This is a genomic window from Pelatocladus sp., from assembly GCF_059505505.1.
Window position 1 is genome coordinate 1 of the sequence record NZ_JCACKS010000242.1, and the last position, 16,656, is coordinate 16,656.

General features: G+C 36.9%; 9 protein-coding genes. 3 read left to right on the forward strand and 6 right to left on the reverse strand.

The features are described from left to right. Nucleotides 1-587: 587 nt before the first annotated feature. Together AC5JMK_RS24375 and rd are read right to left on the reverse strand one after the other, a co-directional pair. Nucleotides 588-1,868, reverse strand: coding sequence for a BaiN/RdsA family NAD(P)/FAD-dependent oxidoreductase (locus AC5JMK_RS24375; RefSeq protein WP_495911214.1), 1,281 nt, complete (start codon nt 1,866-1,868; stop codon nt 588-590). Between the two features lie 158 nt (nt 1,869-2,026). Further along, nucleotides 2,027-2,188 (reverse strand): rubredoxin, encoded by a 162-nt coding sequence (rd, locus tag AC5JMK_RS24380; protein WP_096675325.1) that lies wholly within the window; start codon nt 2,186-2,188, stop codon nt 2,027-2,029. Between the two features lie 434 nt (nt 2,189-2,622). Between rd and AC5JMK_RS24385 the strand changes: the two genes are divergently transcribed. Beyond that, a complete protein-coding gene (locus AC5JMK_RS24385) occupies nt 2,623-2,763 on the forward strand; it encodes a hypothetical protein (protein ID WP_495911215.1) in 141 nt (46 codons plus the stop codon). Nucleotides 2,764-2,780: 17 nt separating this feature from the next. Beyond that, entirely contained in the window at nt 2,781-5,417 is a 2,637-nt protein-coding gene (locus tag AC5JMK_RS24390) for an EAL domain-containing protein (RefSeq protein WP_096675324.1), read from the forward strand. Nucleotides 5,418-5,504: 87 nt separating this feature from the next. On the opposite strand, the gene AC5JMK_RS24395 is transcribed toward AC5JMK_RS24390, so the two are convergent. Then, nucleotides 5,505-7,289 (reverse strand): M61 family metallopeptidase, encoded by a 1,785-nt coding sequence (locus AC5JMK_RS24395; protein WP_096675323.1) that lies wholly within the window; start codon nt 7,287-7,289, stop codon nt 5,505-5,507. 110 nt (nt 7,290-7,399) lie between these two features. Then, nucleotides 7,400-8,083, reverse strand: coding sequence for a Crp/Fnr family transcriptional regulator (locus tag AC5JMK_RS24400; protein ID WP_096675322.1), 684 nt, complete (start codon nt 8,081-8,083; stop codon nt 7,400-7,402). Nucleotides 8,084-9,547: 1,464 nt separating this feature from the next. On the opposite strand from AC5JMK_RS24400, the gene AC5JMK_RS24405 reads away from it, so the two are divergent. After that, nucleotides 9,548-10,516 carry a terpene synthase family protein gene (locus tag AC5JMK_RS24405; RefSeq protein WP_096675321.1) on the forward strand — a complete coding sequence of 323 codons (969 nt, stop codon included), beginning with the start codon at nt 9,548-9,550 and terminating at the stop codon, nt 10,514-10,516. A 222-nt stretch (nt 10,517-10,738) separates the two neighbouring features. On the opposite strand, the gene AC5JMK_RS24410 is transcribed toward AC5JMK_RS24405, so the two are convergent. Together AC5JMK_RS24410 and AC5JMK_RS24415 are read right to left on the reverse strand one after the other, a co-directional pair. Further along, a complete protein-coding gene (locus AC5JMK_RS24410) occupies nt 10,739-15,511 on the reverse strand; it encodes a protein kinase domain-containing protein (RefSeq protein WP_495911216.1) in 4,773 nt (1,590 codons plus the stop codon). Between the two features lie 231 nt (nt 15,512-15,742). Further along, on the reverse strand, nt 15,743-16,318 hold the full coding sequence (locus tag AC5JMK_RS24415; protein ID WP_096675319.1) for a response regulator: 576 nt from the start codon (nt 16,316-16,318) through the stop codon (nt 15,743-15,745). Nucleotides 16,319-16,656: the final 338 nt, after the last annotated feature.

A 16,656-nucleotide genomic window follows, 5' to 3' on the forward strand; every position in this document is an offset into this window, starting at 1 on the left:
TATTATTTACTTTCTTAATCTAAACAAAGTTTTGAAAGTAAATAAAAATTTATTATAGCGGTTCTCGCTCAGATGAGGTACATTCTCAAAGTTGAAATGATTTATCTATGAAGTCTAGCTATACTTCATTAGCATAGGAAACGCTATAACATCTGAAGGAACAGTAATTGCTCCTCAAAATAAGCGTGCTTATGTAGCCTATTTTATAGACCAAATATTTTATATTTGATTATTTGTTTTTCAAAATATATTCGTTCAGTACTCTATTTCTTAATCATCCTGATTTTTTCGCTTTTCTCATGATGTAATCTCTTTGTACTTCAATTTGAAGTGCGGAATGTGGGTTACAATAAATACTTAATTGTTATCCAAGACTCAGTATTTTCCCTGTAAATAACGAAAAATATGTCAACTTTTTAATTATTATTTATTTTTATTCACCTTTTTTTTGCAACGGAAAAACATTATTTAAAACATATTTTAGATTACAAATATGATTGCATCATCACTAACGGCTTCTCAAAGAGTAATCCAAAATCCAAAATCGATTGACAATCATGGCTAGTAGTTTCAAAAATTTTATCTACTTAATTTATGGATGCTGAACCTGCTAGATAAGCTGTTGTCCAGGCACTTTGGAAATTAAAACCACCAGTTACACCATCGATATCTAAAATTTCTCCTGCAAAATAAAGACCAGGAACCAATTTACTTTCCATTGTTTTAAAGTTGATTTCTTTAAGATTTACACCACCACAAGTGACGAATTCTTCTTTAAACACTCCTTTCCCATTAATGGAGTATTGTCCTTGGGTAAGTTCTTGCACTAATTGATTTAAAGTTTTGTTTGATAATTCTGCCCAACGATTTTCAACAGAAATACCTACACAAGAAACAATGTATTGCCAGAGGCGATGGGGTAAGTCAACATCGCGATGAGATGTAATCAGACGCTTTGGTGAATTATTTTTAACTGTCAATAATTGTTGACGCACTTGTTCTTGTTTGAGATGCGGTAGCCAATTAATAATTAACGTAGCTTGATAATTACTAGCGTGCAACATTCTTGCACCCCAAGCAGATAATTTCAACACAGCTGGGCCACTTAAACCCCAATGGGTAATCAATAATGGGCCTGTTTGTTCTAGATGAGGGTATTCCGGTACAATTAGCCGCAATTTCACAGGATTGACACTCACACCAGCCAACTCTGTAAGCTTTTGATTTTTGATATTCAAAGTAAATAAAGATGGGACTGGTGACTCGATAGTATGTCCCAATTGTTGAGCTATTTTATAGCCTATGGGATTACTACCTGTAGCTAAGAGCAAGCGATCGCACTGTAATTTCTCCTCAGACTTCAAAGTGATCTCGAAATGGGAAAATAGAGGGTCAGACATAGAAATTTCCATTTTCCTTGGACTGTTGCCCTTTATACCTCCTAATTTCACCGATGTCACCGCAGTTCCTATACGCAGTTCTACTCCAGCTGCTTTGGCTGCACTCATCAAGCATTTAACGATGGTTTCTGAACAATCTGTAACAGGAAACATTCTGCCATCAGCCTCAGTTTTTAACTCCACACCATGAGCCTGAAACCAGATGATAGTATCTTTAGGTTGAAAGCGCGTAAAAGCACCCAATAGTGCTTTGTTACCTCTGGGGTAATTTTTTACCAACTCTCGCGGTTCAAAGCAAGCATGAGTAACATTGCAGCGTCCACCACCAGAAATACGAACCTTAGCTAATGGTTGGTGGCTAGCTTCGAGTAAAATTACATGGGCGCGAGGATTAGTTTTAGCAGCTGCGATCGCAGCAAAAAAACCAGCCGCCCCACCACCTACAATTATTATTTGCAATTTTGTCATTTGTCGTTGGGGATCGGGGATTGGGGATTCTCCAGAGGAGACGCACTCGCGTTCGGGGATTGGGGATTAGGGATTAGGGATTGGGGATTGGGGATTAGGGATTGGGAAGAGACTTGTTAAATAATTCTCTCTTGTCCCCAACCCCCGCTCCCCAATCCTCACTCCTCTGATTCAAATTTATCTTTTTCTGATCCACATACAGGACATACCCAGTCTTCAGATATATCTGCAAAAGCTGTGCCTGGTGGTATACCACCATCTATATCACCTTCTTCTGGGTCATAGACGTAACCACAGACTGTGCATACATACTTTTCCATTTTTCTTTTTTCTCAATTACATTTTTTATATTGCTTTAATATTACTTCTATTCACCACCACTCTAGTCGGATGGGGAATTTCACGAAAGAGCTTAAGAGGTTATTGTCTTAAGTAAAAATAAGTTTAAACTAATACACTTTATTTGATAAAAAACAGTGATTAACGAAAATATTCTGTGTTCCTATATATAAGTCTGTTTGCTTTTAATATCAGGTTTCTAGTTTGCTCACAGTATTCTGTATTTGACTCGAAAATTACGCAAATATACGATTTGTTATACCAAGTCTTTAATCTTATTCTGAATACTTAAGAGAGAAAAGAGTACACAACAGTGACCGAAAGGCCAAAGTTTCCTAATCTCATTCGTGAGTTGAGAAAAAGGCTAGGACTTTCATAGGAGCAACTAGCTTGTCAGCTGGGCGTTTTGTTTGAGATGGTTAACCGTTGGGAAAATGGTCGTGCTATTCCCTCACCAATGGAGATGAAGTTGATTAAGCAACTTCTGATAAAAATACCTACTCAAAATCAAGAATTATGGGAGCAATATTTTTCAGAACAAGAGCCGAACAGATGAGAATTTGAGGAAAAGTCATGCCAGAAAATGAGCGGGAAAAAATACGTCATCTGTTAGTTCTGCAAGACTTGCAAGGACAGCGAACTATTCCTTTGAAAGAGGCTACATATTCTCTTGGACGGGATATCAGAAATGCGATCGTACTTCGTTCTCGATCTGTCTCCAGACAGCACGCCATTTTATTACGAGTAACTCTACCAGATACAGAGCAATATGGCTTTCGGATTATTGATGGTAGTTTTAAGGGAAAAAAAAGTACAAATGGACTATTTGTCAATGGTATGAAATGCTTTTCTCATGACCTCAAACATGGAGACGTGATTGAATTTGGCAACAATCAGGTCAAAGCCAAATATTATGCGATCTCGAACTTATCAGAGCAAGCTTTTTCGGAATCTTGCGTTGCTGAGGATATATCTGGCTTCTTATCAGAACAAGCTAATCCTGTTAATCCCTTTGAAACTCTCAGTGTCCCCACAGATAGTGTTGAAGGTGCTAGTGAAGTTGCTTTGGCTCGGTTGGCGTCTTTCCCAGAATTGATTCCCAATCCTATCATTGAGATTGATTTAGAAGGAAAAGTGACTTATCTCAATCCTGCTGCGGCCTTGAAATTTCCTAACATCAGACAATTAGGTGTACAACACACAATTTTGGCAGGACTGGCGATCGCTGTTCAAAATCAGCAAGGAAATTCTTTTATTCGCGAAGTAGAAGTTGGTGAAGAAGTGTTTGAACAATCAATTCACTATCTTCCCGAAAGTGATTTAATTAGAACTTTTATCGTTAGGGATATTACAGAGCAAAAGCAAGCTGTAATGGAATTACACCATCGCGATCGCCTACTGCAAGCTGTAGCAGAAGCTACTAATTCTTTACTGGCAGAAATGAACTATGAAAAAGCCATTGACAAAGCCTTGGCGGTGCTGGGTGAAGCTGCTCAAGCAGATCGCGTTTATTTGTTTGAGAACCATCTCCACCCTGTGACTACTGAAATGGAGATGACACTACGATTTGAATGGAGAAGCGATTCTGTACACTCCGAAGGCACTAGACAAAATCAACCCGATAAATTTTCTGGGTTAAACCACTGGTATACTCCTCTGTCTCAAGGAAAGTCTATTCAAAGTTTGACTCAACAATTAAGTGTTACTGACCAAGCAATTCTCCAAGATGAGAGTATTTTATCTCTGTTACTTGTGCCTTTACGTCTAGATGAAAACTTCTGGGGTGTCCTGGGTTTAGCAGACTGTTTCAAGGAACGCCAGTGGTCAAGGCACGAAGAATCGACTCTCTTAACAATGGCTGCTAGTATCAGTGGTGCTAGAAGGCGACAACAGGTGGAGGAAATGATTCGTTACCAAGCTCTCCACGATTTGCTCACAGGATTACCGAATCGCCTATTGTTTAAAGAGCAGTTAGCCAGGACTTTACCGAATGCAACTCGTAGAGAAGAGAGTTTAGCTGTAATTTTTCTGGATTTGGATCGATTCAAAACTATTAATGATACTCTGGGACATACACTCGGCGATCAATTATTACAATGTGTTGCTCAAAGATTACAGAAATCCCTCAGAGCTGGTGACATTGTTGCTCGCTGGGGAGGCGATGAATTCATTATCTTATTACCCGATGTTAATTATGTGGACGAAGTAGCCCAAGTAGCCCAAAGAATCCTACAAGAATTAGAAACAGCTTTTGATATAGAAGAAAACGAACTTTATATCAGTGCTAGCCTTGGTATTGCTCTATTTGACGAGCATAGTCCTGATGTTGAAACTTTGATTCAGCACGCGGATGCAGCTTTGTATCACGCTAAAGACGAGGGTAGAAATAATTTTCAATTTTATACAACTTCTATAAGTTCTAAAACTCCTGAAATACTGACTTTAGAAAAGAGCTTACGCTATGCTCTAGAACGAGAAGAATTTGTTGTTTATTACCAACCTCGCGTAAATATTGACACTGGAAAAATCACTGGTATGGAAGCACTGCTGCGTTGGGAACATCCAGAGATGGGACTAGTTGCTCCCAATAAATTTATTCCCTTAGCAGAGGAAAGCGGATTAATTATCCCAATTGGAGAATGGGTTTTGCGAACAGCTTGTAGGCAAAATAAAGCTTGGCAAGATGAAGGATTACCTAATTTGACTATGGCTGTCAATCTTTCTCTCAAACAGTTCCGCCAACCGAAGTTGGTGGAGACAGTGGCTCTGATTTTAGATGAGACGGGGTTAGAACCACATTTCTTAGAATTAGAAATTACAGAAACAACTGCTATTGAGGATCTCGAATTCACTAGAACAGTGTTGCAACACTTAGAGAAGATGAGAGTTCATCTTTCTATTGATGATTTTGGCACGGGTCATTCTTCTCTGTCACGTCTACAGTTGTTACCACTCCACAATTTAAAAATTGACGGTTCTTTCATCCGTGATTTGACTACAGATGTGAAAGTGGCTCATATTGTCAAAGCGATAGTTAGCTTGGGGCGGAATCTAGGGTTGAAGCTAACCGCCGAAGGAGTAGAAAAGCAAGAGGAACTGGAGTTCTTAAAATCTATTGACTGCGAGGATGTACAAGGTTTTCTATTTTACCGTCCGCTTACTGCTCAAAAAGCAACGGAAATTCTTTGGGATGAAGGAATAAAAAATTAATGATGGACCCAATACTGCTCGGATCAGACAAATAGATTGACATTTAAACCCACCAGAGACGCGAAATTTCGCGTCTCTACTGAAAGTCTACCGCAGGTTTGCAAGTGATGCATTTAACCACCCGTCAAAGTTCTGTGTTTGTGTAGCAGAGGGATTGACTACAGGTTGTACTTGATACTTATTGGCAGGTGGAGAAGCCAAACTGACAGGGTAAATGCGGAGTTCATCTTGATGGAAGACTGCTACCTGGATCATGTCTGTGGGTTGGTAATCTTTAAGGCGATCGCTTAGTTGATTCGCTGTTACTTTTATGCCATCAATTGCCAGTAGTTCATCTCCAGGATCAATCCCTGCCAATTGTGCAGGAGAACCGATTTCAACAAATTTAATTATGTCTCGTCCGTGTTCGTTACCGACTCTCATACCTAAATAAGGTTCTGTTTCTGTGTGTGCTACCAACTGCAAGCCAAAAGGCTCTAAGTACTGATTGAAAGGTAATTCCTCAGTACTATCTATGTAGCGTTTAAAGAAATCAGATAAATCTATTCCTGCAACAGATGTAATTACTTCCTGCAACTGTTCTGAAGTATAACCAATTTCGCTTTTGCCAAATTTCTGCCACATTTGCATCATCACATCATCAAGCGATCGCTTGTTGTTATGGCGACAACGAATCAGCAAATCTAGCAATAACGATATCATTTCTCCTTTTAAATAATAGGATATCTGGGAATTACCACTGTTGGCATCCTGACGATATAGTTTAATCCAAGCATCAAAACTAGATTCCGAAAGGGGTTGTACTTTCCGCCCTGGAGTTGTTAGATATCTTGTAATTTCTTTACCCCAGTTATTCAAAAATGATTTGAGATCGTAAATACCAGCCCGTAAGGGAATTAGCAAGTCGTAGAAACTAGTTGTTCCCTCACAGAACCATAAACAAGGGGTATAGTTTTCTTGATCGTAATCAAAAACTTCCAGTTCCTTGGGACGAATGCGTTTGACATTCCACAAATGGAAAAATTCGTGGGCTACCAATTGCATGAAACGATCATATTTTTCGCGATCGCGAAATCCTAAACGCTGGTAAATCAACGAACAACTATTTTTATGCTCTAAACCCCCGTAAGCTTGGGTAAATAAATGCACCAGAAACACATATCTTTCATAAGGCAAACCGCCAAACATTTGTGCTTCAACTTCAATAATTTTCGTGATGTCAGCAATCATCTGCTGCGCCTGAAAATTGCCACGTCCCCAGATAGCTAGTTCGTGAGGTTTACCCTGTACTTGAAAGTGATATAGTTGATGAGAACCAATCTCAAAAGGACTATCCACAAGGGTGTCGAAATCCAAAGCACAAAAAGTGTTGACTTGTCCCGGAACAGGCGGTAGCGCTGTAGTTACCTGCCATTCTGGCCGTGGTGTCACAATTGTCACGAAAATTGGTTGCTTGTCAAATTCTGGTATCCGAAAAAACAGCGCTGCACCATTAAAGTAACCGTGTGTAGAATCTAAATGATTTGTACGTACGGTAAGTTCGTTAGCAAAAATGTGATATTTTATAGTAACTTTTGATACATTATCTGTTTCGATTTGCCAATGATTTTTACTAATTTTTCGCCAATTTAGAGGTTTATTATTGGCAACAGCAGTGAAATCTTGTAGATGTTTAGCATATTCTCGCACCAAGTAAGAACCAGGAGTCCAAACTGGTAATTTTAAATCGAGAGTAGAAAACAGGTAGCCCACAAGGTGTAAAGTCACCTCAAACAGATGATTTTCTGGTTGAGGCATTGCCACCTGATAGTGAATGGTCGGTAATTTTTTTTGAAGGCGCGTATCGGTACAAGGTGCTATTGTTTCATTCATCTGAACTTAAGAGTAAACCTTACAGAATTATGAGTCAAAAGATTAATTTAACTCATAACTCCTAACTCATAACTCTTGTATGCACAAACTGCCATAATGACCTGAAAGTATTAAACTTTGCCAGCCAGATTGATCATTTGGCGAAAATTGACGAGATAAACCACTTGATTAGCAGTGTCAATTTTTATCCAACCTTTTTCGTTTAATTTTTTCATAATTTTGGTAGTTTCTTCAACCCCAATTTCTGTGACATCTGCTAAATCTTTAAAAGGGATGTTAAAAATTTTTCTACCTTTGTCTGATTCTTCACTACAGCTTTCGCCCAAGCTGACAAGAGTGTGAACAAGTTTGACTGCTGGTGGACAGGAGCGCATTTGCAAGCGTACGTTTGCATGTCGTAGTCGTCTCACCATCAATTGCAGCATTCGGTGGTGTAGCTGTGGGTCTTTAAATAAGATATGAATAAATTTTTCTCTAGAGATACTCAGTAATTTTACGACTGAAAGAGCAATCACATCGGTTGAACGAGGAGATTCATCCAAAATAGCCATTTCTCCAAAAAAATCGCCCCGACCCAAAATAGCCAAAGCTACGGAATCTTCGCCTACCGTGCGCCGAACTTTGACCCAACCAGAAACTATAAGGTAAACTGCATTACCCCAAGCATCTTCCATCAACACAGCTCGTCCAGCTGGGTATTCGTGTTCAACAGCAACCGAAAGTAACCATTCCAGAGTTTGTGGATTGGCTGTATTTATTAAAGGGAAAAGTTCACTAAAAACCTCTTTATGCATGTAATGCAGGAATTATATATTTCACCGTAACTTTTTGGTTAATTGCTCTAGAGTTTCATTACAGCACAAAAATAATGCGATCAAAATCGGCGGTTTTACTGAAAAAGGGTATGTGAGACAATCCTTTAAAAGTATCAGCAGACCAAAAAAAGCTTTGCGATCGCACTTTGGAAAAAATTTTCGATTTCCTGAGTTTTTACAAAATTGAAATACGAAAGGTAAAAATTTACTTGAACTTCGCCGCACAGTTGTTGTTCATAATATTGATGTCAATCTATCAATAGCATGATATTAATTCAATGAATATGTTTATTACTTAAGAAAATGCTTATATTGTCATTTATTTACTTCAGTAGTGATTATTATACAAGTTAAATAAATCACAGCTTTACTAACTAGTAAAGCTGTGCATAAGTCAAAACAAGTATGTTTACTGGCTTTTAAGTTTGCAAATAAATAGTTACTTTTTTGACGTAGTACTGTATAACCAAATTAAATATCTATCTATAAAATGTAATTAAAACTTGACATTTAAACAATAATACTTAAATTTATAGTTCTTTATTATACTTATTTATAATAAATATTAGTGCAATCTATAGCCATAAGTACAAATATCTAAATATAAATATGCTTAATATGAACAGTTTAAGCTTTTGTCATGCAACTTCTACTTCAAATCAAAGTATTGGCTATTGCTTACGTAAGTCTTATACTGATATTTTCTTTGAGAAAAGTTAAGTAAGTAAAGAAAATTATAAGTTATTAATAATACAAGGTATTTATTAAATATAAAAAACATTAAATTTCCTGGTATTTACGGATAGATTTATAATAAAAAATTAAACATTATGTTTATTGATGGTATTAGGATAAAAAATAATCAAACAAAGTAGACAGTATGAGTGATTATTCTAAAATTTGGTTTTAATACTGTTTAACTTTTTTTATATGTCGAACTGATAACTTTTTTGTCCAAAACACCAGCATTTCCAATCATTGGGATGTTCATAATTTCATCCTTTATATTGGTCAGTTTATCGTTTTTTATGTCTGCAAAATTTAATTACATACCCCAGATAAAGCTTAGTTATACTCTTAGCTTTGTTTAGTTTGTGTATCGGAAAAAAGCAGATACTGTGTGGATATATACTGCTACCAAATAATCTTCTAATTTGATTTCAAGAATATGTGTGTAGACGCCTCTAAAAACATATAGCGCGGTAGATTGCAGATAAAGCCGCCCTTTGTAACGTTAAGGATGAATTTTTAGTCATCACTAGAGGATTCAACTTGTTATCTTAGAAATCAAAGAAATCAAATAAGTTTGCTATATATAGATATTTGGTAACAAAATAAATTGTACTCTTCCTTAGTACGCACAAGTATTTCCTTCAATTTTTATACGCATATTTACTTGTGGGGTCAAGTTGATTTGATGTTTACTTGACTTACAGAGTTTTTATGAATCAATTTACTTTACCTGAATTGTACTGCCCATTTCCATCTCAAATCAATAAGTATGTTGATGTTCTGGAAGATTATGCTCTTGAATGGGTGTTGCGCTTCAATCTTCTGGCAAATGAATCAAGTTATGAGCGCTTCTCGAAGTCAAAATTTTTTTTACTATCAGCAGCAGCATTTCCTGAATGCGAATTGGAAGAGTTAAAAGTTGTAAATGATTGGGTTACATGGCTATTTATTTGGGATGATGTATGCGACATGTCAGCTTTAGGGAAAAAACCTGAATTGATTGAGTTTTTTCATAATAGATTTCTAGAAGTATTAAAAGGTGCAGAAGTTACCAGTAACGATATATCCTTTAGTTACGCTTTAGATAATATACAACAGCGAATATTAGAAAAAGGAACTAAAAGATGGTTTGATTACTTTGTTCATGCTGTTGAGAATTATTTTACTGGATGTATCTTAGAGGCAGAAAACAGATCACAAGGAATTGTACCGAACGTAGATATTTATACAAGTATACATATGTTAAGTGGTGCGATGGAATCTAGCATGGAATTCATTGAATTTTGCAATCACTTAATCATTCCCGATGTTTTAAGAGCAAACGATATTCTCAGAAAGCTCACAAACTTGACGAATAAAATTGTTTGCTGGTGTAACGATATCTTTTCAGCATCTAGAGAAATGGCGAGTGGTGATGTTCACAATTTAGTATTAGTACTGCATTATCAACAGAATCTTTCTCTCGAACAAGCGATGAAACGTGCTGTTGAAATGCACAATCAAGAGATACAAAAAATGATTGATTTAGAAGATTTTCTTCCATCTTTTGGAGAAGAACTAGATTCTGAAATAACCAAATATATCTCAGGACTACATTCCTGGATAAGTGGAAACCTTGATTGGTCTCTTCGCTCTGGTCGTTATCAGAATCTGGAAAAACTAGACTTGCTCAAACTGTAAGGTTAACTAGGGTAACTCATATCTTGCACCAGCTTTTCATCCCGCCAAAAAAATTTTTGGGCTAGTAGCTAAAGTCAGATAAATCTGACTAGGAGAGTGTTTGAGTCCGTTTCAATGGACTTGTACTATTGCTGCGACAATTTATTCTCTGGCGGGATATGGGATAGGTGCAAGATATCAAGTAAGCGATCTTATCCAATTTCACTTTTTTGATGATATCCTTCACTGTTGCATTGGAATCTCAATGACAAACTCAGTCCCTTTTCCTAGTGTAGAATTACAAATTAACTTACCCTTGTGTTTGTCCACAACAATTTGATAGCTAATCGACAATCCCAAACCTGTACCACTTCCAACTGGTTTAGTAGTGAAAAATGGGTCAAAGATTTTTTGTTGCACCTCAGCATTCATGCCATTGCCATTATCAGCAATACGAATCCTGAACATATTTTTTTCTGCTAATTCAGTACTAATAATAATTGTAGGTAATCGAGAATCTTTTTCTCCATTACCTATAGTCCATAACCTATTTCCCTCATTTAATACATCGATCGCATTACTCAGGATATTCATAAACACTTGATTTAACTGACCAGCATAACAAGCAACCTCTGGCAGTTCTCCATATTCTTTGATGACTTGTATATCAGGACAATCATTGTTTGCTTTAAGTTTGTGTTGCAAGATCATCAAAGTATTATCGATGCCCTCATGAATATCTACAGGCTTCATATCGGCTTCATCTAAGTGGGAGAAGTTGCGTAAACCCAAAACAATATTGCGGATACGCGACGTTCCCACTTTCATAGAATCCAATACTTTTGGTAAGTCTTGCACCAAGAAATCTAGGTCTATTTCTTCAGATTTATCAGCAACTTGAGCAGAGGGATTGCGATATTCTTGCTGATAAATAGTAATCAACTCTAATAAATCTTGCACATACTCTTGTGCATGAGTAATATTGCCATGAATAAAGTTGATAGGGTTATTAATTTCATGGGCAATTCCTGCTACCATTTGCCCCAAACTAGACATTTTTTCATTTTGAATCAGTTGAGTTTGGGCGTTTTTTAAATCTACGATTGCTTGTTTTAAGCGATGATTATTCTCGTTGAGTTCCTGTGTTCTGCGTTCAACTTTCTTTTCTAAAGTATGGTTATGTTCTTCTAGGTCTTTCTTTGCTTGTGCCAAACCCTTGTAGAGTATGGCATTCTCTAGAGAGATTGCTGCTTGGGTAGTAATTACTTGTAGAAGTTCTAGGCGATCGCGAGTAAATGCTGCTGTTGTCAAATTATTTTCTAGATACAAAATGCCAATAAATTTGCCCTGATTAATAATTGGAATACATAAAAGACTCTTGGGTCGCTCACGAAGAATATAGCGATCATTTGCTAGGAAATCTTCAAAGTTGGCATCATCAACAACAAATCTTTCTTTTGTGCGTTTGACATAATTAATCAAATTAACCGGAAGGTCATAGCTACAAGAAAGGCTAATTGCAGGAAATTCTGTGTAAGTAGATGCCAAACTGGAATTGGAACTCATAGCAGTAACGGTTAAGTCCAAATCATCACCTGGATTTAGCATTAAAGCACATTTAGAAGCTCCTGCATTTTCCATGACTACTTTCATTAAAGTAGTTAACAGCTGCTCCAGTTCAATTTCTCCAGAGAGTGCTTGTGATGCTTTAATCACAGATGTCAAATCTAAAGAGTCGGAAACACTACTACCAGAGCTAATTAAAGTCTGGTGACTGCTTTGAGTGGATAATGTTGTCTGATGAGAAAAAGTACTTTTTTCACTTATGTATGGACTTAGTTTGTCTTGCTGAAGAATAGGAGCAAGTAATTGGGGGTAGCGTTTGATCAAATCGTCAACTTTGGCTTTAGCTCCCCAGCGCATATAGCAATAATAGGCATCAGTGAGATATGTTTGAGCAATCTTCTGTTTTCCCCATTCTAGATAAAATTTTGCAGCGAGTTCATTAGCAAGAGCTTCTTCATTGATATATTCATGTTCTTTGGCAAGGGCAATAGCGCGATCATAACAGTCAATTGCTTCGAGATATTCACCCAAAACCCGATGCTGCTCTGCCTCTACTAGATAAAATTTATGTAGATAATTCATTGGAGCATGGTTTGCCCAATGCTGAATTTTCTCCTGATTAGCTTGTATTCTTTTAAGAATGAGCTTTTGCTCATATCCAATTTCATTGGGATATATCGCCACCCGCGCCAAAGAATCGTAAAAATAGAATAGAGGAACAACTAGTTGTCCTGTGCCACCCTCTAAATATTTCTCCGCCAGATTAGCATTTTCAACTGCCTGCCAAAACTCCTGAAATAGGTAACACAGATGTAGGCTGCTGAAATATAAATATAAAAGTCCGACTCCATCCTTAACTTCAAGATGAAGTGGCAGCATTTTTTCCTCGTCGTAGGCTTCGCCAATTAAGCGACAAGGATTTTTTACATATCCTAGCAAGTTCAACACGCTCTGCCGATAGATGGCATTCCAGTTAAAAACTGTTTCTTGCTTGATTTGACTGATAGTATTGCTGTAGATCACCATCTCCCGTTCTAACTCTGTGAGTTCTCTACCAATGAAGTATGAATAGCTGCAATGAAACTTAAGACAATAAGCTGCAAATTCTAAGTCTCCTGTTTCTAGTCCAACAGGGTAAGTCTCTAGTAAAGGTTTTAATATTTCTTTGGCATGTTCCTGCCAATGACTGATAGTGCCATAAAATGTCCCAAAAATCTTAGCTTTAACTTCTTTAGCATTAGATTTAGACACTAGACTCAAAGCCAATTTGCCAAATTGATAACCAGATTCAATGTCTTCCACTACGCCGCAGAGCATTAATCCGTAAGTAACATAAGCATAGGCCGACAAGGGAGCATTACCATGTTGGAGCGATAAGTTGATTTGTTTGACGAGAATCAAAGGAAATAAGTTAGGAACCACTTGATAAGCAACAGGAATTGCACTCGATAGAATACGCACTATTGCTAGTGATTGGGCTTGAGTCATCTGCGGTAGATTAATTAAGTCTTCAATGTGCCTACTAGCTAAATTTGATGATATTTCTGCGATCGCTAGCTGTACATCAGATTGAGTGGGATTTTCCGGAAATTCCATCCCTAACAGTTTTAAAACATATAGTGCAGTATTGACAGCTTCTAGTGCTTGGTTCTGCGCCCCATAAGCCTTGATTTTGACTTCATAAACTTTCACTTTCTCCAGCAGTGTTTTAGCTTGTGCTAATACTATCTGAACAAATTTCTCCATCTGTTCAAAATCGCCAGCCAGGTATGCCGCTTCTGCTGCTGTTTCATATAAGGATAGAATTAGTTCATATTTTCTCTTCCAGACATCATCTTTTAATAATTTGATACCAGTAATTAAATACTTAATTGCTGTCACATAAGCTGTGGATGCTAAAGCTCTACGTCCAGCAATTAAATTCATAGCGGCGAGTTCATCACTTTCTATTTGGTTGGCGATTAAATCTAGCCCTATATTGAACTGATTTACCAGAGTAAAAATATTTTCTTCTCTATGTTGAGTTGGAATTTTTTTAAATAACAACTTTCCTATTTTGAGATGAATTGATTTTTTCTGATCTTCAGGAATTAGTGAATAGGCAGCTTGTTGAACTCGATCATGGACAAACTTATATTTTGATAATTGATTACTAATAATTGGTAATTGAGCCTGATTGCCTAAAGCTGACAATATTTTCGTTTTCCATCGTTGAATTTCAGCATCAGATTCTAACAACAATTGTCTGATTAAATCTTGAAAAGCTTCTACCCACCCAGAAAAAGGAATATCGCGTTGAAATTGGTCAAATTTTCCTTTGATAAAGTAGCTGCGCTGATAAACAATTGGTTTATGAACTTCGTTAACAACAGCAGTTTTACCTACACCAGGATCACCAACGACTAATATCATCTCTGCTAAACAAGCAGAGGGAAAAGTCGCAAGACGTTCAAAAGCAGCAAGTAAAGTTTCCACTTCCCGTTGACGACCATAGAGTTTTTCGGGAATGAGAAAACGGTTTGAGATATCCCTAGTAGCTAACTCAAAGGAGTCTATTTTACTAGTCTCTTGCCACTGTTGTTTACATATTTCTAAGTCGTACTTTAAACCTAAGCAACTCTGATAGCGATCTTCAGCATTTTTTGCCATTAGCTTGCTGATAATCTCAGATAATATTGGCGGAATTTTAGAATTAACTTCGCTGGGTTTTGGTGCTTCTTTGGCAATATGAGAATAAACTAACTCCATCGAGTCAGCAGCTATGAAGGGTAACTGTCCTGTGAGCAGTTCAAAGAAGGTGACACCAAGGGAATAAAAGTCGGTGCGGTAGTCAATCCCCCGATTCATTCGTCCAGTTTGTTCTGGAGAAATATAGGATAGCGTACCTTCTAAAACATTGGGATTGGTAAGACATTGAATCTCTCTTGGCAAAAGAGAGGCTATACTGAAATCAATAATTTTGATCTCTTTTGTGGTAGGTTGGATCAAAATATTGGCAGGTTTGATGTCTTTATGAATAACACGTTGACGATGTAATTGATCAAGAATAGAAGCAATTTGAATGCTAATATCAAGAAAATCAGTGAGGGGTAATTCAAAATTGTTAATGTTGTCAACTGTAGAGATTTCTATGCTGTTTTTGCTTATCCACTGTTGAAGTGAAATCCCACCAAAGTCTTCCATGACAATGGCATAGCCGTTGTGATAATTTTCTAAAGTATAAGTTTTAACGATGCCTGGAAAATTAAGTTTTTTAGTAATTATATATTGATTGCGAAATTGAGCGAGTTCATTGAGGCTAGGATATTCATTTCGCATCAGTTTGATGATCACAGGTTGTTGATCTTGTTCTCTAATACCCCGATAAACAATAGTTCTACTACCTAAGTAGATTTGATCAGTAATGCAATAACCGGGAAAGGAAATAACTCTATCTAATGGTAATAACATTTTTTAGCTGAGTCTGATTATAGTATCCATAAATTTAGTATTCCCACTGTTCTATTACTGCTATCACCTAATTTCATAAAATCATGTATATTTTGTGCAATATATTAAGTAAACTCAAACATCGACTATACAAAATTAAAAATTATATATATGAATAATAATTATTCAAACAAAAAAGCCTGCTTAGGCAGGCTAGTGGCTCTAAGTAGGAGCATAAAAGTTCAAATAATACTACTTGATTTTCTGTTTTATAAAGGTTACAACCTGAGCTAATTGTTTCTTCAAAGCATCTATTTCCGCTTGCATTTTGACAATTTTTTCAGTTAATGTCTGAATCTCATTAGTTGAGGAAGTAATGCCGACATCAGGACTTGTTGTTAGATTGTTGTCAGCAGTAGATGTTGCTGTTGATGTCTGTTCTGAACGCGGCTGTTTAGCCTTTGTCATGGCTGACTTAATTGCGCCAATGAGTTGCTTTTGATCAAAAGGCTTACCGAGAAATTCAAAATGTTCAAAGGGTTCTGAGATTTTCTCTGTAACCTCTTCCTTGCGACCAGACATGATCACCAGAGGAATTTTCCTGAGATCGCTTTGAGATTGAATCTGCTGAAAAACTTCCCAGCCGCTCATTTTTGGCAACAAGAAATCCAACATAATCAAGCTGAGTTTTTCCTGGCGGATTAAATTCAATCCTTCTAGACCATCTTTTGCTTCCAATACATCGAAGTTACCCGGAGGCAACATTTCTCGTACTTTTACTCGGACAACTGTAGTGTCATCGATAACTAAAACTTTGTTACTTACCACGACTGCTTGCTCTAACAGAAACTTTAGGTTTTGATAGTGTTTTTACTGCCTTACGGCTCTGAGTTCTCCCACTATACTCAATATTTATCTTGATTGGGGGATAGTATTTTTATGGAGAAACTTTGAGTAATGAAAGTGTTTTAATAAACTTTGGCTGTTGTGATTTGCAATTTATGTCATGGTGATAAAAGTAGACTTTTTGCAGAAGTCAGGAAAGAGTAACGGTTAAAGGGATAAACACTTGCTTTCTTGTTTACCCTTTAACTTTTTGCCCCAGTTCAAATGAGAGCATCCCAAATGTTCACTGTTTGATTTATTTGAGTCTATAAAGACGACTT

Excerpts from the sequence above, each read along its gene's own strand:
- AC5JMK_RS24400 (WP_096675322.1), bottom strand. The coding sequence starts at position 8,083 with ATGCATAAAGAGGTTTTTAGTGAACTTTTCCCTTTAATAAATACAGCC.
- rd (WP_096675325.1), bottom strand. The coding sequence starts at position 2,188 with ATGGAAAAGTATGTATGCACAGTCTGTGGTTACGTCTATGACCCAGAA.
- AC5JMK_RS24390 (WP_096675324.1), top strand. The coding sequence starts at position 2,781 with ATGCCAGAAAATGAGCGGGAAAAAATACGTCATCTGTTAGTTCTGCAA.
- AC5JMK_RS24395 (WP_096675323.1), bottom strand. The coding sequence starts at position 7,289 with ATGAATGAAACAATAGCACCTTGTACCGATACGCGCCTTCAAAAAAAA.
- AC5JMK_RS24410 (WP_495911216.1), bottom strand. The coding sequence starts at position 15,511 with ATGTTATTACCATTAGATAGAGTTATTTCCTTTCCCGGTTATTGCATT.
- AC5JMK_RS24385 (WP_495911215.1), top strand. The coding sequence starts at position 2,623 with ATGGTTAACCGTTGGGAAAATGGTCGTGCTATTCCCTCACCAATGGAG.
- AC5JMK_RS24375 (WP_495911214.1), bottom strand. The coding sequence starts at position 1,868 with ATGACAAAATTGCAAATAATAATTGTAGGTGGTGGGGCGGCTGGTTTT.
- AC5JMK_RS24405 (WP_096675321.1), top strand. The coding sequence starts at position 9,548 with ATGAATCAATTTACTTTACCTGAATTGTACTGCCCATTTCCATCTCAA.